We start from the raw sequence: 22,970 nt of genomic DNA, 5'->3' as shown, positions 1-22,970 counted from the left end.
GCGAGCGTCACCCACCCCCGGGGCGACTGACCGGGGGTTTGCCATCGACATTTACTAGGACGTCCTAGTAAATTCATGGGTATGGACGCTGACGCCATCGAGGAGGGCCGCCGTCGCTGGCAGGCCCGTTATGACAAGGCCCGCAAGCGCGAGGCAGACTTCACCACGCTCTCCGGCGATGCCGTCGAACCGGTCTACGGGCCCCGGCCCGGCGACGCGTACGAGGGATTCGAGCGCATCGGGTGGCCGGGCGAGTACCCGTACACCCGCGGGCTCCACGCCACCGGATACCGCGGGCGGACCTGGACGATCCGGCAGTTCGCCGGCTTCGGGAACGCCGAGCAGACCAACGAGCGCTACAAGATGATCCTGGCCGCCGGCGGCGGCGGGCTCTCCGTGGCCTTCGACATGCCGACCCTCATGGGACGCGACTCCGACGACCCCCGCTCGCTCGGAGAGGTCGGGCACTGCGGGGTCGCCATCGACTCCGCCGCCGACATGGAGGTCCTCTTCAAGGACATCCCGCTCGGCGACGTCACGACCTCGATGACGATCTCGGGCCCGGCCGTACCCGCCTTCTGCATGTACCTGGTCGCCGCCGAGCGGCAGGGCGTGGACCCCGCCGTCCTCAACGGCACGCTCCAGACCGACATCTTCAAGGAGTACATCGCCCAGAAGGAGTGGCTCTTCGAACCCGAGCCGCACCTGCGCCTCATCGGCGACCTCATGGAGTACTGCACGAAGGGCATCCCGGCCTACAAGCCGCTGTCCGTATCCGGCTACCACATCCGCGAGGCCGGAGCCACGGCCGCGCAGGAGCTCGCGTACACCCTCGCCGACGGCTTCGGCTACGTGGAACTCGGCCTGTCGCGCGGCATGGACGTCGACGCCTTCGCGCCCGGCCTCTCCTTCTTCTTCGACGCGCACCTCGACTTCTTCGAGGAGATCGCCAAGTTCCGCGCCGCGCGCCGGATCTGGGCCCGCTGGATGAAGGAGGTCTACGGGGCGAAGAGCGACAAGTCCATGTGGCTGCGCTTCCACACCCAGACCGCCGGCGTCTCGCTGACCGCGCAGCAGCCGTACAACAACGTCGTGCGCACCGCCGTGGAGGCCCTCGCGGCCGTGCTCGGCGGTACGAACTCCCTGCACACCAACGCCCTGGACGAGACCCTCGCCCTGCCGAGCGAGCAGGCGGCCGAGATCGCCCTGCGCACGCAGCAGGTGCTGATGGAGGAGACCGGCGTCGCCAACGTGGCGGACCCGCTGGGCGGTTCCTGGTTCGTGGAGCAGCTCACCGACCGCATCGAGGCCGAGGCCGAGAAGATCTTCGACCAGATCAAGGAGCGCGGCCTGCGCGCCCACCCGGACGGGCAGCACCCCATCGGGCCGATCACCTCGGGCATCCTGCGCGGCATCGAGGACGGATGGTTCACCGGGGAGATCGCCGAGTCGGCCTTCCAGTACCAGCGCTCCCTGGAGAAGGGCGACAAGCGCGTCGTCGGCGTCAATGTGCACCACGGGTCCGTCACCGGCGACCTGGAGATCCTCCGGGTCAGCCACGAGGTCGAGACCGTCCAGGTGCGGGAGCTCGCGGCCCGCAAGGCCCGGCGCGACGACGCCGGGGTGGACGCGGCGCTGAAGGCCATGCTGGACGCCGCCCGGGACGGGTCGAACATGATTCCGGCCATGCTGGACGCGGTGCGGGCCGAGGCCACGATGGGCGAGATCTGCAACGTCCTGCGCGACGAGTGGGGCACCTACACCGAGCCGCCCGGCTTCTGATCCGGCGCGTCCGCGGCCGGTCATCGCGTCCCCGTGCGGGCGGCGCGGTGACCGGCCGTCGCCGTTTGCCCGGAACCCGGGCCGGGGCGGCGTCAGAGCGCGGCGGCCGGACCTTGCAGGCCGTGCATCAGCAGCGCAGTGAAGGCGGCCACCCAGAGCTCGTCCACCGGCTCGGAGCTCACCAGGGCGCGGTGGACCACCGTGCCCGCGATCACGTCGAAGATCAGGTCCGTGGTGCGGCCCGCGAGCGACTCGTCCTCCTCGTAGGGGAGTTCCCCGCGGGCCTGGGCCCGCTCGCGGCCCAGTACGACGAGACGTTTCTGCCGGTCCACGATCGCCGACCGGATCCGGTCGCGCAGGGCCTCGTCCCGGGTGGACTCGGCGACGACGGCCATCAGGGCGGTACGGGCCTCCGGGCGCCGCAGCAGCTCCGCGAACTGGAGGACCACGTACTCGATATCGGCTTCCAGGGAGCCGCGGTCCGGGAGTTCGAGCGCGTCGAAGAGCTCCGCCACCGCGTCCACGACCAGCTCGTTCTTGCCCGCCCAGCGCCGGTAGAGGGTGGTCTTGGCGACCCCCGCACGGGCGGAGACGTCCCCCATCGTCAGCTTCGACCAGCCCAGCTCCACCAGCGCGTCCCGGGTCGCGGCGAGGATCGCGGCGTCCGCGGCGGCACTGCGGGGACGACCGGTGCGGCCGGGGCTGGGGTTGCGCATGGCCGAGACCATACCCGTCGGTAGCCGAACGGGCCGCTGTGGTTCAGATCACGCGGCGGGAAGGGGAGCGCGGGGCCGCCGGGGGAGTTACGCTACGGCTCGTAGCGTAAGAGCGACAACCACGCGAAGAGCTACAGGCGCCAGGTGGGGACCCGGCGCCGACCGGTCATCACGATCGCGAGAGTACGGCGGCACGGCCAATTCACGCGATCTTTTTCGTCGGTGCGCACACACGGGGGAGGATGTACGCATGCAGCCCAGAAACATGTCCATGAGCGGCGTCGTCGACCTCGCCGCGGTGAAGGCGGCCGGCGAGGCCAAGGCCAAGGCCGAGCAGGCCCGCGCCGAAGCGGCACGCCAGGCCGGTCAGGCCGGCGGGGCGGGTCCGTCCGCCGGTGCGGTGCCGCCGTCCGCGCTCGTCATCGACGTAGACGAGGCCGGCTTCGAACGCGATGTGCTCCAGCTCTCCGCAGAGGTTCCGGTCGTCCTGGACTTCTGGGCCGAGTGGTGCCAGCCGTGCAAGCAGCTCAGCCCGCTCCTGGAGCGTCTGATCACCGAGGCGAACGGTCGCCTCGTGCTCGCCAAGGTCGACGTCGACGCCAACCAGATGCTCATGCAGCAGTTCCAGATCCAGGGCATCCCGGCCGTCTTCGCCGTGGTCGCCGGTCAGGTGCTGCCACTGTTCCAGGGCGTGGCCCCCGAGCAGCAGATCCGCGACACCCTCGCCCAGCTGGTCCAGGTCGCCGAGGAGCGCTTCGGGATCATCGGCATCGAGGTGGACCCGAACGCGGAGGGGGCCCCTGCGGACGACGCGGCCGCCGACGAGATTCCGGCCGGCCCGTACGACGCGCTGCTGGAGGCGGCCGTCGTCGCGCTGGACGCCGGTGACCTGGGCGGCGCGGTCCAGGCCTACAAGAACGTACTGGCGGACGACCCGGGCAACACCGAGGCCAAGCTGGGCCTGGCCCAGGCCGAGCTCCTCGCCCGGGTCCAGCACATGAACCCGCAGGCGGTGCGCAGCGCGGCCGCCGAGAACCCCCGGGACCCGGCGGCGCAGATCGCCGCGGCCGACCTCGACCTGGTCGGCGGTCACGTGGAGGACGCCTTCGGGCGCCTGGTGGACACCGTGCGGGTCACGTTCGGTGAGGACCGTGACGCGGTGCGGCTGCGGCTGCTGGAGCTGTTCGAGGTCATCGGCGCGGACGATCCGCGGGTGTCGGCGGCGCGTACGGCGCTCGCGCGGGTGCTCTTCTAGGCCACCTCGGGACCGGCTCCGGGGCCGCTCGGAGCCTGCCGCGGCAGGTCCGCCGTGCGGCGCCGGACCACCGGCGATTTGTTGACACGTAGATAAACAGCGGCCGCGCTTTACCAAAACTTGGTAATCGCGGCCGCTGTTACCCACAGTAAATCGAACCCCGTGAACTGTCCGGTGTGTTCGGCAATCGACCGTTCTGTCGTGGCCCTGGGTGACACCCTGTGTTGCTGCCCGACGGCGGCGGGTCGCACTCAGGTTATCTGGCCGTTACCCGCCAGTAACGAACCCCCTTGTGCCCCGGCCTGGAATGGACCACGATCGGCGACGCTCGGTCCTTCCCGCAGAGCCGCTCACTCGGAGCCGCGGTGGAGGGTCCCCACCGAGCCGGCCTGTGGCAGTGGCACCGGCCGTGGGACAGGGGGGTCTCTGCCACACCGGCGGGGCCTGTCCTCCAGGTTGCGCGAACGCGTGGCCCAGTGGTTGTCGCTCGGGGGTGATCGCCGGTGTATCGGACGTGGCACAGCCGCGGCCCGGCCGCCTGCGCTCCTTCCCGAGGACGTAGCACTTCTCCCATCCCAGGACGGGCACGGCCCGGACCGGAGATGTACGTCCGAGAAGGAGGAACGAAATGAGTTCTCAGGTTCGTGGCGGGACCAGATGGAAGCGCTTCGCGCTCGTCATGGTGCCGAGCATCGCGGCCACGGCCGCGGTCGGTGTGGGTCTGGCGCAGGGTGCCCTCGCGGCGTCGTTCAGCGTCTCCGGCCAGGACTTCAAGGTCTCGGCCGACAAGCTCGACGGTGAAAACCTGATCCAGTACGGCGGTGTCGCCGAGGGACACGACCTCAAGGGCAACGCCCAGCACCACCCGGTCACCATCTCCGGGTTCAGCAACGCCAAGATCACCAACATGTGCCAGTCCCTGGTCACCCCGACTCCGCTGGGCAACATCACGCTCCAGCTGAAGACCGGTCACAAGGGCACCCCGGCCGAGGCCAGCAACATCTACCTGGATGTGGCCGAGCTCGACACCGACGCCGAGTTCACCAACCTGGACATCGGTGTCGCGGTCGGCGACCCGAGCCACAAGACCAAGCCGCAGGCCGGTACGGTCGCCAGCCCGTACGCGTTCTCGCAGCGCGCCGACCGGGCCATCCTGACGAACGTGAAGCAGAAGGCGTGGGCGACCACGGCGGGCACCTTCAAGCTGCCCAACCTGAAGCTGCGCCTCCTCGGTGGCGACCAGCCCTGCTACCAGGACATCAAGGACTGATCGGTCCCCTGTCCGACCGGCCGGGCGGGTGGCGGCAGCCGTCGTCCCCCGCCCGTCCGGGCTCCACAGAGTTCTCCGTACCACCGTTTCCAGGGAGCTGTTGTCCATGAACCCCCAGGCCCCGGTTTACGTTCGCGCAGAAGACGACGCCTGGCCCACCGTGGTGTACTACCACTTCCATGCATGGAGCGGCCGCCGTCCCTTCTGGGCCGGGTTGTTCACGCTCCTCGGTGGCTTCCCGATCGCATACTTCCCCTACGCGGACCTCCGGTTGGGCAATGTCAGTCTCGCGATGGCCACCACGGGCGGTGCCGGTGCACTGATCATCGGTGTACTGCTGATCACGCTGGGACTGGCTCTCTGGTTCCAGGAGACCATCCGCGTCTTCGCCGGTGTCGCCGCGATCCTGCTCGCCCTGGTCTCGATCCCGGTCTCCAACCTCGGCGGTTTCTTCGTCGGCTTCACCTTCTCCATGGTCGGCGGCGCTCTCGCCCTGGCCTGGGCGCCGGGGCAGCCGGCGGAGGAGAGCGAGCAGCCGGCCGTGGAGCAGCAGCCGGGCGCGGTCGGCCTGACCAAGGCGGAGGCGACGGCGGACATGGGCGTCCAGGGCACCCAGGGCATTCCTGGCCCCCGTGGGACGGAAACGGCACACGCGAGTGAGACGACTGCCCACGCCGATGGCGGGAGGAACAGTGCGGGGTGACGAGACGCAGCGGGGCGTGGCCCCAGGCGCAGAGTCCCGTGTAGTGAAGGGACCGCGGCACGCGGCGCCCAGGAAGTCGCTGCTGAACAAGATCCAGATACCCGTCGGCAAGACGATGGCGCTCGCGGCGATGCCGACGGCCGTGTTCGTCGGGATGGGCATGGCGCCGAAGCTGGCCGTGGCCGACGACAAGGAGATCCCCTTCGCGCCCGGCCCGTGTGTGACGCGGTCCGACGAACCCGCGGAGACCGAGTCGAAGTCCCCGTCGCCCACGCCCTCGAAGACGCCGTCGCCGAGTACGTCGCCCAGCGCGACGCCCTCACCCTCCGCGTCGGCGTCCACCAAGGACAAGGCGAAGCCGAGCACTTCCCCGTCGGCGTCCAAGCCCCCGGTGACCAGCGAGAAGGCCCCGGCCCCCACACCGTCGCCGGACCAGCCGAAGTCCACGAACCCGCTGGACCCGCTGGGTGTCGGCGACGCGCTCAAGGACCTCGTCGACGAACTCGGCAGGCCCCTCAAGGACGCGAAGGAGAAGGCGAACCCAACTCCCGCGCCGTCCACGTCCCCCAAGGCCACCCCGGCTCCCGACCCGTCCGCGGACGCGATCCGCGAGGCGGCGAAGCAGGCCGGCGTCGAGGTCAAGGACCTGTCCGACGAGGTCAAGAAGACCGAGAAGACGCCCAAGGACGAGACGGGCGAGGACAAGGCCGAGGACGAGGACAAGCCCAAGGGCGAGGACAAGGCCAAGGACGAGGAGACGAAGGACCCGGACGGGAAGCAGCCCTTCCCGTGCCCGACCTACGACGCCAAGGCGCTGGCCGACGCGGAGCTGGAGCCGGGCATCCCGCTCCTGCCGGACGAGCCCTGGTACCTCGACAGCTCCAGGCTGACCCTCTACGGCCTCGACTACCACGGCATCGTCGAGGTGAAGACGGCCGGCGGCAAGACCAAGAAGGTCCTCAAGTTCACCGCGGATTCGCTGGACATCAAGGACCTCTACCAGACGGTCGGCAAGTCGGGGAACGTCGCCCACCTGAAGTCGCGTCCGGGCTCCACGTCCAAGATCCGCGGTGGCACGGTGACGATGTACACCGAGAGCCTCAAGGGCGCCCTCTTCGGCCTGATCCCGGTCGAGTTCACCCCGAACAGCCCGCCGCCGCTGAACGTCCCGTTCGCCTTCTTCACGGACGTCAAGGTGGTTCAGGCCGGCCAGTTCGGCGGCACCCTGACGGTCCCGGGCCTGAAGAACTACATCGGTCCGCCGGAGTAGTCCCGTACCGGGCACACGCGAAAACGCCGAGGGCGGCACCCCGCATCACTGCGGGGTGCCGCCCTCGGCCTCTGTGCGGCAGAGTCGGTGCGGCGGGCGACGTCAGTCGCGGGTGTCGCCGCCCAGGTGGTGGACCCGGACCATGTTGGTGGTGCCCGGGACGCCGGGGGGCGAGCCGGCGGTGATGACCATGGTGTCGCCCTGGTTGTAGCGGTTCAGCTTGAGCAGCTCGCCGTCCACCAGGTCGACCATCGCGTCGGTGGTGTCCACGTGCGGCACGATGTAGGACTCGACGCCCCAGCTCAGCGTGAGCTGGTTGCGGGTGTTGACGTCGGTGGTGAAGGCCAGGATCGGCTGCGTCACGCGGTAGCGCGACAGGCGGCGGGCGGTGTCCCCGGACTGGGTGAAGGCGATGAGCGCCTGGCCGTCGAGGAAGTCCGCGATCTCGCACGCCGCGCGGGCGACGGAGCCGCCCTGGGTACGGGGCTTCTTGCCCGGGACCAGCGGCTGGAGGCCCTTGGACAGGAGCTCCTCCTCGGCCGCCGTGACGATCTTCGACATCGTCTTGACGGTCTCGATCGGGTAGGCGCCGACCGAGGACTCGGCCGACAGCATGACCGCGTCCGCGCCGTCGAGGATCGCGTTGGCGACGTCGGACGCCTCCGCGCGCGTCGGGCGGGAGTTGGTGATCATCGACTCCATCATCTGGGTCGCGACGATCACCGGCTTGGCATTGCGGCGGCACATCTCGATGAGCCGCTTCTGGACCATCGGGACCTTCTCGAGCGGGTACTCGACGGCCAGGTCGCCGCGGGCCACCATGACCGCGTCGAAGGCGTCGACCACGGCCGCCATGTTCTCGACGGCCTGCGGCTTCTCGACCTTGGCGATGACGGGGACCCGGCGGCCCTCCTCGTCCATCACCTTGTGGACGTCCTTGACGTCGTTGGCGTCGCGGACGAAGGACAGGGCGACCATGTCGCAGCCCATCCGCAGGGCGAACCGGAGGTCGTCGACGTCCTTCTCCGACAGGGCGGGGACGTTCACGGCGGCACCCGGCAGGTTGATGCCCTTGTGGTCCGAGATGACACCGCCCTCGATGACGATGGTCTTGACCCGGGGGCCGTCGACCTCCGTCACGCGCAGCTCGACGTTGCCGTCGTTGATCAGGATCTGGTCGCCCTGGGAGACGTCGCCCGGGAGGCCCTTGTAGGTGGTGCCGCAGATGGACTTGTCGCCCGGGACGTCCTCGGTGGTGATGGTGAACTCGTCACCGCGCACCAGCTCGACGGGACCCTCGGCGAAGGTCTCCAGACGGATCTTCGGACCCTGGAGGTCGGCGAGGACGCCGACGGCGCGCCCGGTGTCCTCGGAGACCTGCCGGACGCGGTCGTACCGCTCCTGGTGTTCTGCCTGGGACCCGTGGCTGAAGTTGAATCGGGCCACGTTCATACCTGCCTCGATGAGCGCTTTCAGCTGCTCATACGAGTCGACGGCGGGGCCCAGCGTGCAGACAATTTTGGAACGGCGCATGACTGGATCCTATCGGTTTGTTTCGTAGCGGAATATTCCGTCTGGTGGAAAGTCCAAGTGACTATCGAGTAACCAGCGCATACGCCTGGGTGGCGATCTCCAGTTCCTCATCCGTCGGGACCACCGCCACCGCCACCCGGGCGTACTCCGCCGAGACCAGCCGCGGCTCGCCGGAGCGCACGGCATTGGCCTCCAGGTCCAGTGCCAGGCCCAGCTCGGCCAGACCGTCCAGTGCGGCCGCGCGGACCTGGTGGGCGTTCTCGCCGACCCCGGCCGTGAAGGTCACCGCGTCCACCCGCCCGAGCACCGCCGAGTAGGCCCCGATGTACTTCTTCAGCCGGTGGACGTACGCGGCGAAGGCGAGGCTCGCCGCCTCGTCGCCCTCGCCCGCCCGCCGGAGCACCTCGCGCATGTCGTTGTCGCCGCACATGCCCAGCAGACCGCTCTTCTTGTTCAGGAGCGAATCGATCTCATCCACCGAGAAGCCGCCCACCCGCGCCAGGTGGAGGACGACCGCCGGATCGAGATCGCCCGAACGGGTTCCCATGACCAGCCCCTCCAGCGGGGTCAGGCCCATGGACGTCTCCACGCACACCCCGCCCCGCACGGCCGACGCGGAGGCGCCGTTGCCCAGGTGCAGCACGATCACGTTCACGTCCTCCACCGGCCGGCCGAGCAGCTCGGCCGTCGCCCGGGAGACGTAGGCGTGGGAGGTGCCGTGGAAGCCGTACCGCCGGATGGAGTACGCGTCGGCGGTCGCGGCGTCGATCGCGTACCGCGCCGCGTACTCCGGCATCGTCGAGTGGAAGGCCGTGTCGAAGACGGCGACCTGCGGGACGTCCGCGCGCAGGGCGCGAGCCACCTCGATGCCCGTCACGTTCGCCGGGTTGTGCAGCGGAGCCAGCGGGATCAGGTTCCGGATCTCCGCCAGCACCTCGTCGTCGATCACGGTGGGCCGGGTGAACCGGGTCCCGCCGTGCACCACCCGGTGGCCCACCGCGGCCAGTTCGGGGGAGTCCAGGCCCATCCCGTCGGCGGCCAGCTCCGCGGCCACGGCCTTCAGCGCCGCGCCGTGGTCCGCGATCGGGCCGACCTGCTCCCGCCGGCCGCCCGCTGCGTCCGGGGCCGTGCCGCCGGCGATCCGCTCGTGCACCAGCCGCGAGGTCTCCTCGCCGATGCGCTCCACGAGGCCGGACGCGAGCCGGGACCGGTCGGCCATGTCGAGGAGCTGGTACTTGACCGACGAGGAGCCGGAGTTGAGGACGAGTACGCGCGATGCGGTCACGGTGGAGGTCTTTCCTTGTCGCGGGTGGTGAGGGGGAGGGGTCAGGCGGTGGGCGCCGGCGCGCCCTGCGCCTGGATCGCGGTGATGGCCACGGTGGTGACGATGTCCTGGACGAGCGCGCCGCGCGAGAGGTCGTTGACCGGCTTGCGCAGCCCCTGGAGCACCGGGCCGACCGCGACGGCGCCCGCCGAGCGCTGCACGGCCTTGTACGTGTTGTTGCCGGTGTTGAGGTCGGGGAAGACCAGCACCGTCGCACGGCCGGCCACCGCGGACCCGGGCAGCTTGGTCGCGGCCACCGAGGGCTCCACGGCCGCGTCGTACTGGATCGGCCCCTCGACCGCCAGGTCGGGGCGCTGCTCGCGGATCAGCTCGGTGGCCTTGCGGACCTTGTCGACGTCCGCGCCGCTGCCGGAGGTCCCGGTCGAATACGAGAGCATCGCGATCCGCGGCTCGACGCCGAAGGCGGCCGCGGTGGCGGCCGACTGGACGGCGATGTCGGCGAGCTGCTCGGCGTTCGGGTCCGGGTTGACCGCGCAGTCGCCGTAGACGAGGACCCGGTCGGCCAGGCACATGAAGAAGACCGAGGAGACGATCGACGCCTCCGGCTTGGTCTTGATGATCTCGAAGGCCGGGCGGATGGTCGCCGCGGTGGAGTGCACCGAACCGGAGACCATGCCGTCCGCCAGGCCGCGCTGGACCATCAGGGTGCCGAAGTAGTTGACATCGGTGACCACGTCATGGGCCAGCTCCACCGTCATTCCCTTGTGGGCGCGGACCTGGGCGTAGTACTCGGCGAAGCCCTCCCGCATCGGTGAGGTCGCCGGGTCGATGAGCTGCGCGCCCGAGATGTCGAGGCCGAGGTCGCCGGCCTTCTTCAGGATCGCCTGCTCCTCGCCCAGCAGGGTCAGGTCGCAGACCCCCCGGCGCAGCACCACGTCCGCGGCGCGCAGCACCCGCTCCTCGGTGCCCTCGGGCAGCACGACGCGGCGGCGCTCCGAGCGGGCCCGCTCCAGCAGCTCGTGCTCGAACATCATCGGAGTGACGCGCTCCGAACGGGCCACCGACAGCAGGCCGCGCAGCTCGCCGGTGTCCACGTGCCGCTCGAACAGGCCGAGCGCGGTCTCCAGCTTGCGGGGGGTCGCCGAGTTCAACCGGCTCTGCAGCGAGAAGAGTTCGGCGGCGGTCGGGAAGCTGTTGCCGGCCACCGACACCACGGGCGTGCCCGGTGCCAGCTTCGAGGCCAGCGTCAGGATGTCCGGGCCCGGGCGCTCGTTCAGGGTGAGCAGCACACCGGCGATCGGCGGGGTGCCCGAGGTGTGCGCGGCGAGCGCGCCGATGACCAGGTCGGAGCGGTCCCCCGGGGTCACGACCAGGCAGCCGGGGGTCAGGGCGTTCAGGAAGTTCGGCAGCATCGCACCGCCGAAGACGAAGTCCAGGGCGTCGCGGGCCAGCCCGGCGTCGTCGCCGAGCAGCACCTCACCGCCGAGGGCCCGGGTGATCTCGGCGACGGTCGGGGCGGAGAGCGACTTGTCGTCCGGCAGCACGTAGCAGGGCACGGGGAGCCGGGCGGCCAGCCGCTCGGCTATGAGGTCGCGGTCCTCCGCGGCCACCCGGTTCACGACCATGGCGACGACGTGGCAGCCCAGGGTCTCGTAGGCGCGGTAGGCGTTGCGGGCCTCGGCGCGGACGGCCTCGGCGGCGTGCCGGGTGCCGCCCACGACGGGCACGACGACCGCGCCCAGCTCGTTGGCGATGCGGGCGTTGAGCGCCAGCTCGTCGGGGAGGTTGGTGTCCGCGTAGTCGGTGCCGAGGACGAGCATGCCCTCGTAGTCGCGGGCCACCCGGTGGTAGCGGTCGACCAGCCGGGAGACCAGTTCGTCGGTGCCCTTCTCCGCCAGGATCGCCGAGGCCTCCTGGTACGACATCCCGTAGGCCGTCGAGGCGTCCTGCTCGATCCGGTAGCGGGCCTTGAGGAGGTCGAAGAGCCGGTCCGGCGCGTCGTGCAGGAGCGGCCGGTAGACACCGACCCGGCCCGTCTGCCGGGTCAGCAGCTCCATGATGCCCAGCTCGACGACCTGCCGGCCGTCCCCCCGCTCGATCCCGGTCACGTACACGCTGCGCGTCACGCCGGCTCTCCGTCCCATGCTGTGGATGTCTTTTTGGTCGGGCTTGACCCCTTGACAATACCTCTGCCAATGGGTAGGGCGCCCCCCGGAAAAAGGCCGGGCCGGGAGGGCCGAAAGGCCTTCTGGGCGGAGCAGCCGAAAACGCGCGGCACCCCCGGCCCGTGGAACAATCGGACAGGCTTCATCATTACGCCCTTCATATGTACGGCAGGAGACACAGCACGATGCGTATCGGAGTTCTCACCGCAGGCGGCGACTGTCCGGGCCTCAACGCTGTCATCCGGTCGGTCGTACACCGTGCCGTCGTCGGGCACGGGGACGAGGTCATCGGCTTCGAGGACGGCTTCAAGGGCCTCCTCGACGGCAACCTCCGCCCCCTCGACATCAATGCCGTCAGTGGCATCCTCGCCCGCGGCGGAACGATTCTCGGCTCGGCGCGCATGGAACGCGCCCGTCTCCACGAAGCCGCCGAGAACGCACAGGAGCTGGCCGAGCGCTACGGCATCGACGCCCTCATCCCGATCGGCGGCGAGGGCACCCTGACCGCCTCCCGGATGCTGTCGGACGCCGGGATGCCGGTCGTCGGCGTACCGAAGACCATCGACAACGACATCTCCTCCACCGACCGCACCTTCGGCTTCGACACCGCCGTCATGGTCGCCACCGAGGCGATCGACCGTCTCAAGACCACCGCCGAATCGCACCAGCGCGTGATGGTCGTCGAGGTCATGGGCCGCCACGCCGGCTGGATCGCCCTGGAGTCCGGCATGGCCGGCGGCGCGCACGGGATCTGCCTGCCGGAACGCCGGTTCGAGGTGGACGCCCTGGTGAAGATGGTGGAGGAACGGTTCGCACGCGGCAAGAAGTTCGCCGTGATCTGCGTCGCCGAGGGCGCGCACCCGGCCGAGGGCTCCATGCCCTACGAGAAGGGTGCGATCGACCAGTACGGTCACGAGCGCTTCGCCGGCATCGGCAACCGCCTCGCGATCGAGCTGGAGCACCGCCTCGGCAAGGAGGCCCGCCCCGTCATCCTCGGCCACGTCCAGCGCGGCGGCACCCCCACCGCCTACGACCGGGTGCTCGCGACCCGCTTCGGCTGGCACGCGGTGGAGGCCGTCCACCGCGGAGAGTTCGGCAACATGACCGCCCTGCGCGGCACCGACATCGTGATGGCCCCGCTCGCCGAGGCGGTCACCGCCCTGAAAACGGTCCCCGAGGCCCGCATGTACGAGGCCGAGTCGGTCTTCTAGAGGCGCCGCGGGCGGGACCTCCGGCCCGGATTCGCCGGCCGAACGCCCCCCGCCGCGGTCGGGAGCCGCGCCGTGGCGCGCACCCCCTAGGCCGCGCCGCCCGCGAGGTACCAGAAGCGGTCCACGATCTCGGCGAGGAACTCCCGGCCGGCGTCGCCGCTGCCGGCCTCGCCCTGTCCGCCGCCCCAGCTGAGGGTCGCCACCATCCGCGACTGGTAGTCCCCGTGCAGCTGGTCCAGGACCCGCTCCAGGTGGTGCTTGGGGATCGGCAACAGCTTGGCCAGCGGTTTCACGTACGCCTGCCAGCGCGTGGTGACCGCGCTGCGCAGCAGTTCGGCCAGTTCCTCGTGCTTGCCGGTCGCGGTCACGAACTGGGCCAGCGTCAGACCGAGCACCGAGGCGAGGGCGGCGGACTGCCGCTCGTTGCCCTTCCAGCGGCCGGTGTCCTCCATCCGCTGGTACGAGCCGGTTTCCAGGCCGATCCGCCGGGCCAGGTCGTCCGCCGCGAGGCCCCGGGCGACCCGGTGCTCCCGCAGGGTGACCGGCTCGGCGAGCAGTTCGCCGGGGGAACACCACAGGACGCCCGCGAGCGCCGTGACTTCGGCGGAGGAGGGTGATATCTCGCCACGCTCCCAGGCCATCACGGTCTCGGGTGCGACGACGAGTCCGTACTGGGCGCGCAGGCCGTAGGCGACATGACCGGGAGCCATGCCCAGGGCCGCGCGCAGGCGACGCGCGGCGGGGGCATTGAAAGGTGGGCTGGAGTGCACACCGCACACCGTAGAAGTGGCCAGGCTGTGGCGCCTACAGACCAAACAAACAAGCCCATACCTCGTAGGAACGTCCTATGAAGTTAAGGGCTTTCGTCGGTTTTCCGTGCGACTGTCCGGTAATCGGTGACGCCACTAGATCCTTTCCATGGGTACGGTTCCAGCCATCGCCCGTCGATGCAAGACCCTTCACATCCTCCGCACCATGTGAACCGATCATCCATCCTGTGCGTGATCCATTCCGGGGCCCTCGCGCACGGGGGTGGCGAGGGCCTCTTGCCTTGACGTCGGCGTCAAGGAATACGGTCCTGCCATGCGCATCGGCGAACTGGCGGAGCGGGCCGGGACCAGCACCCGGACGCTGAGGTACTACGAGTCGCGCGGGCTGCTTCCCGCGCGGCGGGCCGACAACGGCTACCGGACCTACGACGAGGACGACCTGCGGCTGCTGAGCCAGATCCGCGTCCTCCAGGACTTCGGCTTCGAACTGGAGGAGACCCGGCCCTTCGTGGACTGCCTGCGGGCCGGCCACCCCGCCGGGGACTCCTGCCCCGCCTCGCTCGCCGTCTACCGGCGCAAGCTCGCCGAGCTGGACGGCCTCATCGGCCAGCTGGCCGACGTGCGCGAGCAGCTCGGGCGCCAGCTCGCCGAGGCGGAACGGGCGGCCGGCGAAGCGGCCGTGCCGAAGTGCGAGATGACCGGATGACCGGACGAACGACGAGAGGGACGGGGACATGAAGGCTCACGGTGTGGCACAGGTGACCGACGCGGATTTCGAGACCGAGGTGCTCGGGGAGCGGGGACGGCCCGTCCTCGTGGAGTTCACCGCGGACTGGTGCGGCCCCTGCCGCCAGCTCGCCCCCGTGCTCTCCTCGATCGCCGCCGAGGAGGCCGACCGGCTCAAGGTCGTGCAGATCGACGCGGACAGCAACCCCGGGGCCGTCACCCGCTACGGGGTACTGTCCATGCCCACCCTGCTCGTCTTCCGTGACGGCGAGCCCGTCCAGCAGATGGTCGGGGCCCGGGCCAAGCGCAGGCTGCTCCAGGAGCTGGCGGAGCAGCTGGCCACGGCCTGAGCCCCGGCGCCTCAGCCCTGCGGCCGGAACCAGACCGTCGCCAGCGGCGGCAGGGTCATGCGCAGGCTCGCCGGGCGGCCCTGCGCCGGAACCGGCTCCGGCCGCAGCGGCTGCGTGTGGTGGACGCCGCTGCCGCCGTAGACCTCCAGGTCGGTGTTGAGCACCTCCTGCCACAGCGGCACCTCCTCCGGCACCCCGATCCGGTACCCGTGCCGCACCACCGGCGAGAAGTTCGACACCGCCAGCAGCTGCGAGCCGTCCTGCGCGTACCGCAGGAACGCGAAGACGTTGTCCTCCGCGGCGTCCGCCTCCACCCAGGCGAAGCCCTCCGGCACGGTGTCCCGCTCCCAGAGCGCGGGCGCCGCCGTGTACGTACGGTTCAGGTCGCGCACCAGGTCCCGTACGCCGCGGTGGTCGCCCGCCGCCGCGTAGGAGGAGTCCAGCAGCCACCAGTCCGGCCCGTACACCTCCGACCACTCCGAGCCCTGCGCGAACTCCTGCCCCATGAAGAGCAGTTGCTTGCCGGGGTGGGCCCACATGAAGCCCAGGTACGCCCGGTGCGAGGCGCGCCGCTGCCACCAGTCGTCCCCGGGCATCCTCGACACCAGCGAGCCCTTGCCGTGCACGACCTCGTCGTGCGAGATCGGCAGCACGTAGTTCTCGCTGAAGGCGTAGATCATCCCGAAGGTCATGTCGTGGTGGTGGTACTTGCGGTGCACCGGCTCCTTCGACATGTAGCGCAGGGTGTCGTGCATCCAGCCCATGTTCCACTTCAGGCCGAAGCCGAGCCCGCCGGAGTCCGTCGGCCGGGTCACGCCCGTCCAGGCCGTCGACTCCTCCGCGATCGTCACGACCCCCGGGCAGCGCCGGTACACCGTCGCGTTCATCTCCTGGAGGAAGCCGACCGCGTCCAGGTTCTCCCGGCCGCCGTGCTCGTTGGGCGCCCACTCGCCCTCCTTGCGCGAGTAGTCCAGGTAGAGCATCGAGGCCACCGCGTCCACCCGCAGGCCGTCCACGTGGAACTCCTCGCACCAGTACACGGCGTTGGCGACGAGGAAGTTGCGGACCTCCTTGCGGCCGTAGTCGAACTCCAGCGTCCCCCAGTCCGGGTGCGCGGCCCTGCGCGGGTCCTGGTGCTCGTACAGCGGCCGCCCGTCGAACTCCGCGAGGGCCCAGTCGTCGCGCGGGAAGTGCGCGGGCACCCAGTCGACGATCACCCCGATCCCGGCCCGGTGCAGCGCGTCCACCAGGAAGCGGAAGTCGTCCGGGGTGCCCATCCGCGAGGTCGGCGCGTAGAAGCCGGTGACCTGGTACCCCCACGAGCCGCCGAAGGGGTGCTCGGCGACCGGCATCAGCTCCACGTGCGTGAAGCCCAGCTCCTTGACGTACGCGGGGAGCTGCTCGGCCAGCTGCCGGTAGGACAGGCCCGGCCGCCAGGACGCCAGGTGCAGCTCGTACACCGAGAAGGGGGCGTGGTGCGGGGGACGGGCGCCGCGCCCGGCCATCCACGCCGCGTCCTGCCACTCGTACCGGGAGGCGGTGACCACCGAGGCGTTCGCCGGCGGGACCTCCGCGGAGCGGGCCATCGGGTCGGCGCGCAGGGTGTGACTGCCGTCCGGGCGGGTGATGTCGTACTTGTACAGCGTTCCGGCGCCCACCCCGGGCAGGAACAGCTCCCACACCCCCGTCGAGCCGAGCGAGCGCATCGGGTGGGCGACGGAGTCCCAGTACGAGAAGTCCCCGGCGACCCGGACCCCCTGGGCGTTCGGGGCCCACACAGTGAAGCGGGTCCCGGCCACGCCCTGGTGCTCCATCGGCTCGGCGCCGAGCGCCTTCCACAGCTGCTCGTGGCGGCCCTCGCCGATCAGGTGCAGGTCCAGCTCGCCGAGGGCGGGCAGGAACCGGTACGGGTCGTGGACCTCGATCTCGTCACTGTCGTACGTGACCAGCAGCCGGTACTCCGGCACGCCGGTCAGCGGCAGCAGCCCCGAGAACAGCCCGTCGCCCTCGTCGACGAGCTCGGCCCGCAGCCCCTTCGCGACGATCGTGACGGCCTTGGCGTAGGGGCGCAGCACCCGGAAGGCCACCCCGCCCCGCTGGGTGCGGGCCCCCAGCACCGCGTGCGGATCGTGGTGGCGGCCCTCCAGCAGCCGGGCACGTTCGTCGGCGCCGAGTGCGGGCGCCGGCCGGACGCCGTGCGCAGGGGTGGCGCGGCGGGCCCGGGGAGTACGGGCCTTCTTCACCGCCGCCGGAGCGGATGCGGCTTCGTCGCGGACGGTCGGTGACGGCTGTCGTGCGGCGCTCACGCGAGCGGCCTCCTCGGGGGCTTCGGGTGGGGGTGCGGGGAGATGGAGCCGGGGGCGGGCGGGGTCGGCGGCACGCGGTGGGCGGGCCGTACGGGTTCCGAGAGCCGCCGGATCGCGGCCATCGGGACGTGCAGCCAGTCGGGGCGGTGCCGCGACTCGTAACGGGCCTCGTACACCGCCTTGTCGGTCTCGTACGCGCGCAGCAGCACGGGGTCCTCGCGGGGGTCCCGTCCGGTGGTGCGGGCGTAGCCCTCGCAGAAGGCGGCCCGGCAGTCGTCCGCCCAGGCGGGCGCGAACGGCCGGTGCGAGCGGGCGGCGTAGTCGAAGGAGCGCAGTATCCCGGCGATGTCGCGCACCGCCGGTTCGGGACGGCGCCGGTCGGCCAGCGGCCGGGCCGGCTCGCCCTCGAAGTCGATCAACGACCAGCTGCCGTCGAGGGTGCGCAGGGTCTGACCCAGATGGAGGTCCCCGTGGATCCGCTGGGCGGGCACGCCCGCGCCCCGGGAGGCGGCCAGCGCGTCGAAGGCGCCCCGCAGCCCCGCCTCGTAGGGCCGCAGCGCCGGGACCTCCCGGGCGGTGGCGGCCAGCCGCGCCGTCATGCCCGCGGCGAGCCGGGCGGTCTGCTCCGGCCCGAGCGCGACCGTGGGCAGTGCGGCGGCCAGCGCGCTGTGCACCTCGGCGGTGGCCCGGCCCAGCGCGTGCGCCTCGGCGGTGAAATCGGCCCCGGCGCCCAGCCGGCGCAGCGCGAGCTGCCAGCCGTCGTCGGAGCCGCGCAGGTACGGCTGGAGCACCCCCAGGGTCAGCGGTTCGCTGCCGGGCGGCACGGCCTCGTACCAGGCGACGGGCGCCGGGACGCGGGCGCAGCCGGCGGCGGCCAGTGCCCTGGGCAGCTCCAGGTCCGGATTGATCCCGGGGCCGACCCGGCGGAAGACCTTCAGGATGAACGAATCTCCGTAGATCAGCGAGGAGTTCGTCTGCTCCCCGGAGATCGGCCGGGGCGTGAGCCCCGCCGGGATCGGCGTGGCCGGATCCCGGTCGAAGCGCAGCGGCCCGAGGGTGCCCGGGGAGCGCAGCCGCTCCAGCAGCATGGCCGCCAGCCGGGGGTCGCCGAGCGCCTCGTAGACCGCCCGGCCCGCGTACGGGCCGTCCTCGGCGTGGCCGATCAGGGTGGGTGCGAGGGCCGGCGGCAGGGAGGGGCGGATGCCCAGCAGCAGCTGGTAGCAGTCCCCGTCGACGTCGAGGAGCAGGTGCAGCAGTCCGGGGGTGGATCCCGGTGGCAGCAGCTCGGCCGCCGAGACGGCCCTGAGGCTGCTGATGGTGCGGCCCTTGCCCGCGAACCAGCGCTGTGCGGGCAGCCAGGCCCTCAGCATCGGCTCCAGCGGAGCGATCCCGGCGGCCCGGTCGGCCGTCAGCCGGCTCCGGGCGGATGCAGCCTCCGACATGGCGTCGCGTCCTTTCCCCGGGCCGTCACAGAATGCGCAGAGTGTCCCGGATGCGCGGCAGTTGCTTATCCGGCATGTGCGAGTGTCGGGTCAGGATGGTCCGTACAGGGGCGGGCGATTGACCCATTCGAGCTGCCCGCCCCGTCCTCGGCCCGCTACTTCGCGCGTTTGTCGACGCGCTGTTCGGCCCGCAGCCGGAACCAGTAGAAGCCGTGGCCCGCCAGGGTCAGCAGGTACGGCCACTCGCCGATCGGCGGGAAGCGCACGTCACCCGTGAGCTCCACCGGGACCCGCCCGTTGAACGACCGCAGATCCAGCTCCGTGGGCTGCGCGAAGCGCGAGAAGTTGTGCACGCACAGCACCAGGTCGTCCCCGTACTCGCGCAGGAACGCGAGCACCGCCGGGTTCGACGACGGCAGTTCGGTGTACGAGCCGAGTCCGAAGGCGGGGTTCGCCTTGCGGATCTCGATCAGTCGCCGGGTCCAGTGCAGCAACGAGGAGGGCGACGCCATGGCCGCCTCGACATTGGTGACCTGGTACCCGTGGACCGGGTCCATGATGACCGGCAGGTTCAGCCTGCCCGGATCGCACGAGGAGAAACCGGCGTTGCGGTCCGGGGTCCACTGCATGGGCGTGCGCACACCGTCGCGGTCGCCCAGCCAGATGTTGTCGCCCATGCCGATCTCGTCGCCGTAGTAGAGCACCGGCGAGCCGGGCAGCGACAGCAGCAGGGCCGTGAACAGCTCCATCTGGTTGCGGTCGTTGTCCAGGAGCGGGGCGAGACGGCGCCGGATGCCGATGTTGGCCCGCATCCGCGGGTCCTTGGCGTACTCGGCGTACATGTAGTCGCGCTCTTCGTCCGTGACCATCTCGAGGGTCAGCTCGTCGTGGTTGCGCAGGAAGATGCCCCACTGGCAGCGGTCCGGGATCGCCGGCGTCTTGGCCAGGATTTCGGAGACCGGGTAGCGCGACTCTCTTCGTACGGCCATGAAGATGCGCGGCATGACGGGGAAGTGGAAGGCCATGTGGCACTCGTCCCCGCCCTTCGCGTAGTCCCCGAAGTAGTCGACGACGTCCTCGGGCCACTGGTTGGCCTCGGCGAGCAGCACGGTGTCCGGGTAGTGCGCGTCGATCTCGGCCCGGACCCGCTTGAGGAGCTGGTGGGTTCTGGGCAGGTTCTCGCAGTTGGTGCCCTCCTCGGCGTACAGGTAGGGCACGGCGTCGAGGCGGAAGCCGTCGATGCCGAGGTCGAGCCAGAACCGCAGGGCCGAGATGATCTCCTCCACCACGGCCGGGTTCTCGTAGTTGAGGTCCGGCTGGTGGGAGAAGAACCGGTGCCAGTAGTACTGCTTGCGTACCGGGTCGTACGTCCAGTTGGAGGTCTCGGTGTCGACGAAGATGATGCGGGCGTCCTGGTACTGCTTGTCGTTGTCGGCCCACATGTAGTAGTCGCCGTACGGACCGTCCGGGTCCTTGCGCGACTGCTGGAACCACTCGTGCTGATCGCTGGTGTGGTTCATGACGAAGTCGATGATCACCCGCATGCCGCGGGTGTGCGCGGCGTCCACGAACTCCACGAAGTCGGCGAGGTCGCCGAACTCGGGGAGCACGGAGGTGTAGTCGGCGACGTCGTATCCCCCGTCGCGCAGGGGTGAGGCGAAGAACGGCGGCAGCCAGAGGCAGTCGACACCGAGCCACTGGAGGTAGTCCAGTTTGCTGGTGAGCCCCTTGAGGTCCCCGACGCCGTCGCCGTTGCTGTCGTGGAAGGAGCGGACGAGGACCTCGTAGAAGACCGCCCGCTTGAACCAGTCGGGATCGCGGTCCTTGGCGGGGGTGTCCTCGAAGGTGTCATGGACGGGATCGTTGATCATCATGTGGTGGGTGACCCTCCGGTGGGCGGGGACGGTCGCAGAGCGGCCAGTACGTGCGCGGGCGTGCGGCCCGGCTCTAGGCGCACGTAGTTCGCCCTGCCCCAGTGATAGGTCTCGCCGGTGAGCTCGTCGCGCACCGCGAGGGACCCGTGCCAGTCGAGGCCGAGTACCGGCATGTCCAACGAGACCGTCGCCTCCTGGGTGTGGTGCGGATCGAGGTTGACGACCACCAGTACGGAATTGGCTCCGGCGTGCTTCGAATAGGCGATCACCTGTTCGTTGTCGGTCGAGTGGAAGTGGATGTCGCGCAGCTGCTGGAGCGCCGGGTTGCGGCGGCGCAGCCGGTTCAGCGAGGTGATCAGCGGGGCGATGGTGGCGCCGGTGCGGTCGGCGGCCGCCCAGTCGCGCGGCCGGAACTCGTACTTCTCGGAGTCCAGGTACTCCTCGCTGCCCTCCCGCACCGGGGTGTTCTCGCAGAGCTCGTAGCCGGCGTAGACCCCCCAGGTGGGGGAGAGGGTGGCCGCGAGGACGGCCCGGACCTCGAAGGCGGGGCGGCCGCCGTGCTGGAGGTACTCGTGCAGGATGTCCGGGGTGTTGACGAAGAAGTTCGGCCGCATGACCGAGGCGGAGGCGGTGGCGGCCAGCTCGGTCACGTATTCGGTCAGCTCGGCCTTGGTGTTGCGCCAGGTGAAGTACGTGTACGACTGCTGGAAGCCGACGGCGGCCAGCGCCCGCATCATCGCGGGCCGGGTGAAGGCCTCCGCCAGGAAGATCACGTCCGGGTCGGACTTGTTGATGTCCGCGATCACCTTCTGCCAGAAGACGACCGGCTTGGTGTGCGGATTGTCGACCCGGAAGATCCGGACGCCGTGGCCCATCCAGTGCCGCAGGATCCGGCAGGTCTCCTCGACGATCCCGGCCATGTCGGTGTCGAAGTGGATCGGGTAGATGTCCTGGTACTTCTTCGGCGGGTTCTCCGCGTACGCGATGGTGCCGTCGGCGCGGTGGCGGAACCACTCCGGGTGCTTCTCCACCCACGGGTGGTCGGGGGAGCACTGCAGGGCGAAGTCCAGCGCGATCTCCATGCCCAGCTCGCGGGCGCGCCCGACGAAGGCGTCGAAGTCCTCGATGGTGCCGAGCTCCGGGTGGACCGCGTCGTGCCCGCCCTCCGTGGAACCGATGGCCCAGGGCACACCCGGATCCCAACTCCCTGCGGAAAGCGTGTTGTTGGGGCCCTTGCGATAGGTGGACCCGATCGGGTGGATGGGCGGCAGGTAGACCACGTCGAAGCCCATCGCGGCGATCGCCGGCAGCCGCTCGGAGGCGGTCCGGAAGGTCCCGCTGACCGGAGCCTCGTCGGGCTCCAGCACCGCTCCCTCGGAGCGCGGGAACATCTCGTACCAGGAGCCGAAGAGGGCCCGCTTGCGCTCCACCAGCAGCGGCAGCGGCTTGGAGGCCGTGACCAGCTCCCGGTACGGGCGCCTGGCGAAAGCGGCGTCCACGGCGGGGTCGAGCGCGGCCGCGTGGCGTTCGGTCGCGGGCCGGTCCTCGTCGCGCATGGCCTCGGCCGCGGCCAGCACGGCCTCGCGCCCGTCGCGCTTGGGGATCCGGGCCCCGGCCCGCTCGTAGAGCTCGGCGCCCTCCAGCAGCATCAGCCCGGTGTCGATCCCGGCGGGAATCTTGATCGCGGCATGGGCCCGCCAGGTGGCCACCGGATCGCTCCACGCCTCGACGGTGTACGTCCACCTCCCCTCGACCTCGACGGAGACCTTGGCCCCCCACCGGTCGGTGCCGGGGGCGAGTTCGCTCAGCGGCACGGGGGCGCGCAGCCGCCCGCCCGGATCACGCAGGACGAGATGGGCGGCGACGGCGTCGTGCCCCTCGCGGAACACGGTGGCGGAGATCTCGAAGACCTCGTCCACGACCGCCTTTGCGGGTCTGGCGCCGCAGTCGACGGCGGGGCGGACGTCCAGCACGGGAATGCGACCGATCATGATGGGATCACCTGGGGGCAGTTCGCAGGGCTCGGTGACAACAGGCCAGCCGGAATCACGGCTGGTAGTGCACGCTCTGTTCGCTCTGTTTCTAGCCGCTCAGTGGACGGCTGGGCTGCGGGCATGGCCGCTCCTGTCCGCGTTCACTCGGGTGGCGGGGAGAGGGTTTGTGGGCGGTGCGCCGTGCGTGTACGCGTGTACCCGGGGAGCCCTTCCCACTATCACCCCACCCAATCCGGGTGCTCGGTTAACTACTCGTACGTAGTGGCACGGGCAATACCAAGGGCCTGGTCGACATCCGGCCGGGCTCCATCAAGTCGG

Annotated in this window: 17 protein-coding genes; 8 read left to right on the top strand and 9 right to left on the bottom strand. The window is 70.6% G+C overall.

Annotation, left to right across the window (positions count from 1 at the left end):
* Positions 1–81 precede the first annotated feature (81 nt).
* Positions 82–1,782, top strand: a complete 1,701-nt coding sequence (locus B6R96_RS11495) for an acyl-CoA mutase large subunit family protein (protein WP_030386900.1) — start codon at positions 82–84, stop codon at positions 1,780–1,782.
* A 92-nt stretch (positions 1,783–1,874) separates the two neighbouring features.
* Here the strand turns inward: B6R96_RS11495 and B6R96_RS11490 are convergent, their stop codons facing one another.
* Positions 1,875–2,498 (bottom strand): TetR/AcrR family transcriptional regulator, encoded by a 624-nt coding sequence (locus B6R96_RS11490; RefSeq protein WP_053174721.1) that lies wholly within the window; start codon positions 2,496–2,498, stop codon positions 1,875–1,877.
* Positions 2,499–2,748: 250 nt separating this feature from the next.
* On the opposite strand from B6R96_RS11490, the gene B6R96_RS11485 reads away from it, so the two are divergent.
* The 4 genes from B6R96_RS11485 to B6R96_RS11465 all read left to right on the top strand — a co-directional run bounded on the left by B6R96_RS11485 (position 2,749) and on the right by B6R96_RS11465 (position 6,996).
* Entirely contained in the window at positions 2,749–3,753 is a 1,005-nt protein-coding gene (locus B6R96_RS11485) for a tetratricopeptide repeat protein (protein WP_053174656.1), read from the top strand.
* Between the two features lie 628 nt (positions 3,754–4,381).
* Positions 4,382–5,023 (top strand): DUF6230 family protein, encoded by a 642-nt coding sequence (locus tag B6R96_RS11475; RefSeq protein ID WP_030009092.1) that lies wholly within the window; start codon positions 4,382–4,384, stop codon positions 5,021–5,023.
* A gap of 106 nt (positions 5,024–5,129) precedes the next feature.
* Positions 5,130–5,726, top strand: coding sequence for a DUF6114 domain-containing protein (locus B6R96_RS11470; protein WP_030386897.1), 597 nt, complete (start codon positions 5,130–5,132; stop codon positions 5,724–5,726).
* Positions 5,716–6,996 carry a hypothetical protein gene (locus B6R96_RS11465; protein WP_081522409.1) on the top strand — a complete coding sequence of 427 codons (1,281 nt, stop codon included), beginning with the start codon at positions 5,716–5,718 and terminating at the stop codon, positions 6,994–6,996. The genes B6R96_RS11470 and B6R96_RS11465 overlap by 11 nt, the downstream gene beginning before the upstream one ends.
* A 102-nt stretch (positions 6,997–7,098) precedes the next feature.
* On the opposite strand, the gene pyk is transcribed toward B6R96_RS11465, so the two are convergent.
* From pyk to pta, 3 genes are all read right to left on the bottom strand, one after another.
* Positions 7,099–8,529 (bottom strand): pyruvate kinase, encoded by a 1,431-nt coding sequence (pyk, locus tag B6R96_RS11460; protein ID WP_030386895.1) that lies wholly within the window; start codon positions 8,527–8,529, stop codon positions 7,099–7,101.
* A gap of 61 nt (positions 8,530–8,590) precedes the next feature.
* On the bottom strand, positions 8,591–9,814 hold the full coding sequence (locus B6R96_RS11455) for an acetate kinase (RefSeq protein ID WP_081522408.1): 1,224 nt from the start codon (positions 9,812–9,814) through the stop codon (positions 8,591–8,593).
* Positions 9,815–9,855: 41 nt separating this feature from the next.
* Entirely contained in the window at positions 9,856–11,940 is a 2,085-nt protein-coding gene (pta, locus tag B6R96_RS11450; RefSeq protein WP_030386893.1) for a phosphate acetyltransferase, read from the bottom strand.
* 224 nt (positions 11,941–12,164) lie between these two features.
* Here pta and B6R96_RS11445 point away from each other — a divergent pair, with 224 nt between their 5' ends.
* Positions 12,165–13,190 (top strand): ATP-dependent 6-phosphofructokinase, encoded by a 1,026-nt coding sequence (locus tag B6R96_RS11445; protein ID WP_081522407.1) that lies wholly within the window; start codon positions 12,165–12,167, stop codon positions 13,188–13,190.
* Between the two features lie 86 nt (positions 13,191–13,276).
* Here B6R96_RS11445 and B6R96_RS11440 read toward each other — a convergent pair whose 3' ends face one another.
* Entirely contained in the window at positions 13,277–13,900 is a 624-nt protein-coding gene (locus B6R96_RS11440) for a helix-turn-helix domain-containing protein (protein WP_030386891.1), read from the bottom strand.
* Between the two features lie 373 nt (positions 13,901–14,273).
* Between B6R96_RS11440 and B6R96_RS11435 the strand changes: the two genes are divergently transcribed.
* Both B6R96_RS11435 and B6R96_RS11430 read left to right on the top strand, forming a co-directional pair.
* The gene (locus B6R96_RS11435; RefSeq protein WP_053174669.1) at positions 14,274–14,666 is read left to right on the top strand and encodes a MerR family transcriptional regulator; all 393 of its coding nucleotides are present in this window, start codon (positions 14,274–14,276) and stop codon (positions 14,664–14,666) included.
* 28 nt (positions 14,667–14,694) lie between these two features.
* On the top strand, positions 14,695–15,036 hold the full coding sequence (locus tag B6R96_RS11430; RefSeq protein ID WP_081522406.1) for a thioredoxin family protein: 342 nt from the start codon (positions 14,695–14,697) through the stop codon (positions 15,034–15,036).
* Positions 15,037–15,047: 11 nt separating this feature from the next.
* On the opposite strand, the gene glgB is transcribed toward B6R96_RS11430, so the two are convergent.
* From glgB to B6R96_RS11410, 4 genes are all read right to left on the bottom strand, one after another.
* Positions 15,048–17,342 carry a 1,4-alpha-glucan branching enzyme gene (gene glgB, locus B6R96_RS11425; RefSeq protein ID WP_081522405.1) on the bottom strand — a complete coding sequence of 765 codons (2,295 nt, stop codon included), beginning with the start codon at positions 17,340–17,342 and terminating at the stop codon, positions 15,048–15,050.
* Entirely contained in the window at positions 17,339–18,784 is a 1,446-nt protein-coding gene (locus B6R96_RS11420; protein ID WP_063782836.1) for a maltokinase N-terminal cap-like domain-containing protein, read from the bottom strand. The genes glgB and B6R96_RS11420 overlap by 4 nt, the downstream gene beginning before the upstream one ends.
* A 155-nt stretch (positions 18,785–18,939) precedes the next feature.
* Positions 18,940–20,658: a maltose alpha-D-glucosyltransferase gene (gene treS / locus B6R96_RS11415; protein WP_030386886.1), complete on the bottom strand. Its 1,719-nt coding sequence runs from the start codon at positions 20,656–20,658 to the stop codon at positions 18,940–18,942.
* A complete protein-coding gene (locus B6R96_RS11410; protein ID WP_081522404.1) occupies positions 20,655–22,649 on the bottom strand; it encodes an alpha-1,4-glucan--maltose-1-phosphate maltosyltransferase in 1,995 nt (664 codons plus the stop codon). Before B6R96_RS11410 ends, treS begins: the two co-directional genes overlap by 4 nt.
* Positions 22,650–22,970 lie beyond the last annotated feature (321 nt).

Origin of the sequence: Streptomyces sp. Sge12 (assembly GCF_002080455.1) — a bacterium.
Lineage (GTDB): Bacteria > Actinomycetota > Actinomycetes > Streptomycetales > Streptomycetaceae > Streptomyces.
This window is presented reverse-complemented; position numbering and strand designations above follow the sequence as displayed.

Excerpts from the sequence above, each read along its gene's own strand:
- B6R96_RS11430 (WP_081522406.1), top strand. The coding sequence starts at position 14,695 with ATGAAGGCTCACGGTGTGGCACAGGTGACCGACGCGGATTTCGAGACC.
- B6R96_RS11470 (WP_030386897.1), top strand. The coding sequence starts at position 5,130 with ATGAACCCCCAGGCCCCGGTTTACGTTCGCGCAGAAGACGACGCCTGG.
- B6R96_RS11445 (WP_081522407.1), top strand. The coding sequence starts at position 12,165 with ATGCGTATCGGAGTTCTCACCGCAGGCGGCGACTGTCCGGGCCTCAAC.
- B6R96_RS11475 (WP_030009092.1), top strand. The coding sequence starts at position 4,382 with ATGAGTTCTCAGGTTCGTGGCGGGACCAGATGGAAGCGCTTCGCGCTC.
- pyk (WP_030386895.1), bottom strand. The coding sequence starts at position 8,529 with ATGCGCCGTTCCAAAATTGTCTGCACGCTGGGCCCCGCCGTCGACTCG.
- B6R96_RS11440 (WP_030386891.1), bottom strand. The coding sequence starts at position 13,900 with ATGGCTCCCGGTCATGTCGCCTACGGCCTGCGCGCCCAGTACGGACTC.
- B6R96_RS11495 (WP_030386900.1), top strand. The coding sequence starts at position 82 with ATGGACGCTGACGCCATCGAGGAGGGCCGCCGTCGCTGGCAGGCCCGT.
- treS (WP_030386886.1), bottom strand. The coding sequence starts at position 20,658 with ATGATGATCAACGATCCCGTCCATGACACCTTCGAGGACACCCCCGCC.
- B6R96_RS11490 (WP_053174721.1), bottom strand. The coding sequence starts at position 2,498 with ATGCGCAACCCCAGCCCCGGCCGCACCGGTCGTCCCCGCAGTGCCGCC.
- B6R96_RS11420 (WP_063782836.1), bottom strand. The coding sequence starts at position 18,784 with ATGTCGGAGGCTGCATCCGCCCGGAGCCGGCTGACGGCCGACCGGGCC.
- B6R96_RS11485 (WP_053174656.1), top strand. The coding sequence starts at position 2,749 with ATGCAGCCCAGAAACATGTCCATGAGCGGCGTCGTCGACCTCGCCGCG.
- B6R96_RS11410 (WP_081522404.1), bottom strand. The coding sequence starts at position 22,649 with ATGATCGGTCGCATTCCCGTGCTGGACGTCCGCCCCGCCGTCGACTGC.
- B6R96_RS11435 (WP_053174669.1), top strand. The coding sequence starts at position 14,274 with ATGCGCATCGGCGAACTGGCGGAGCGGGCCGGGACCAGCACCCGGACG.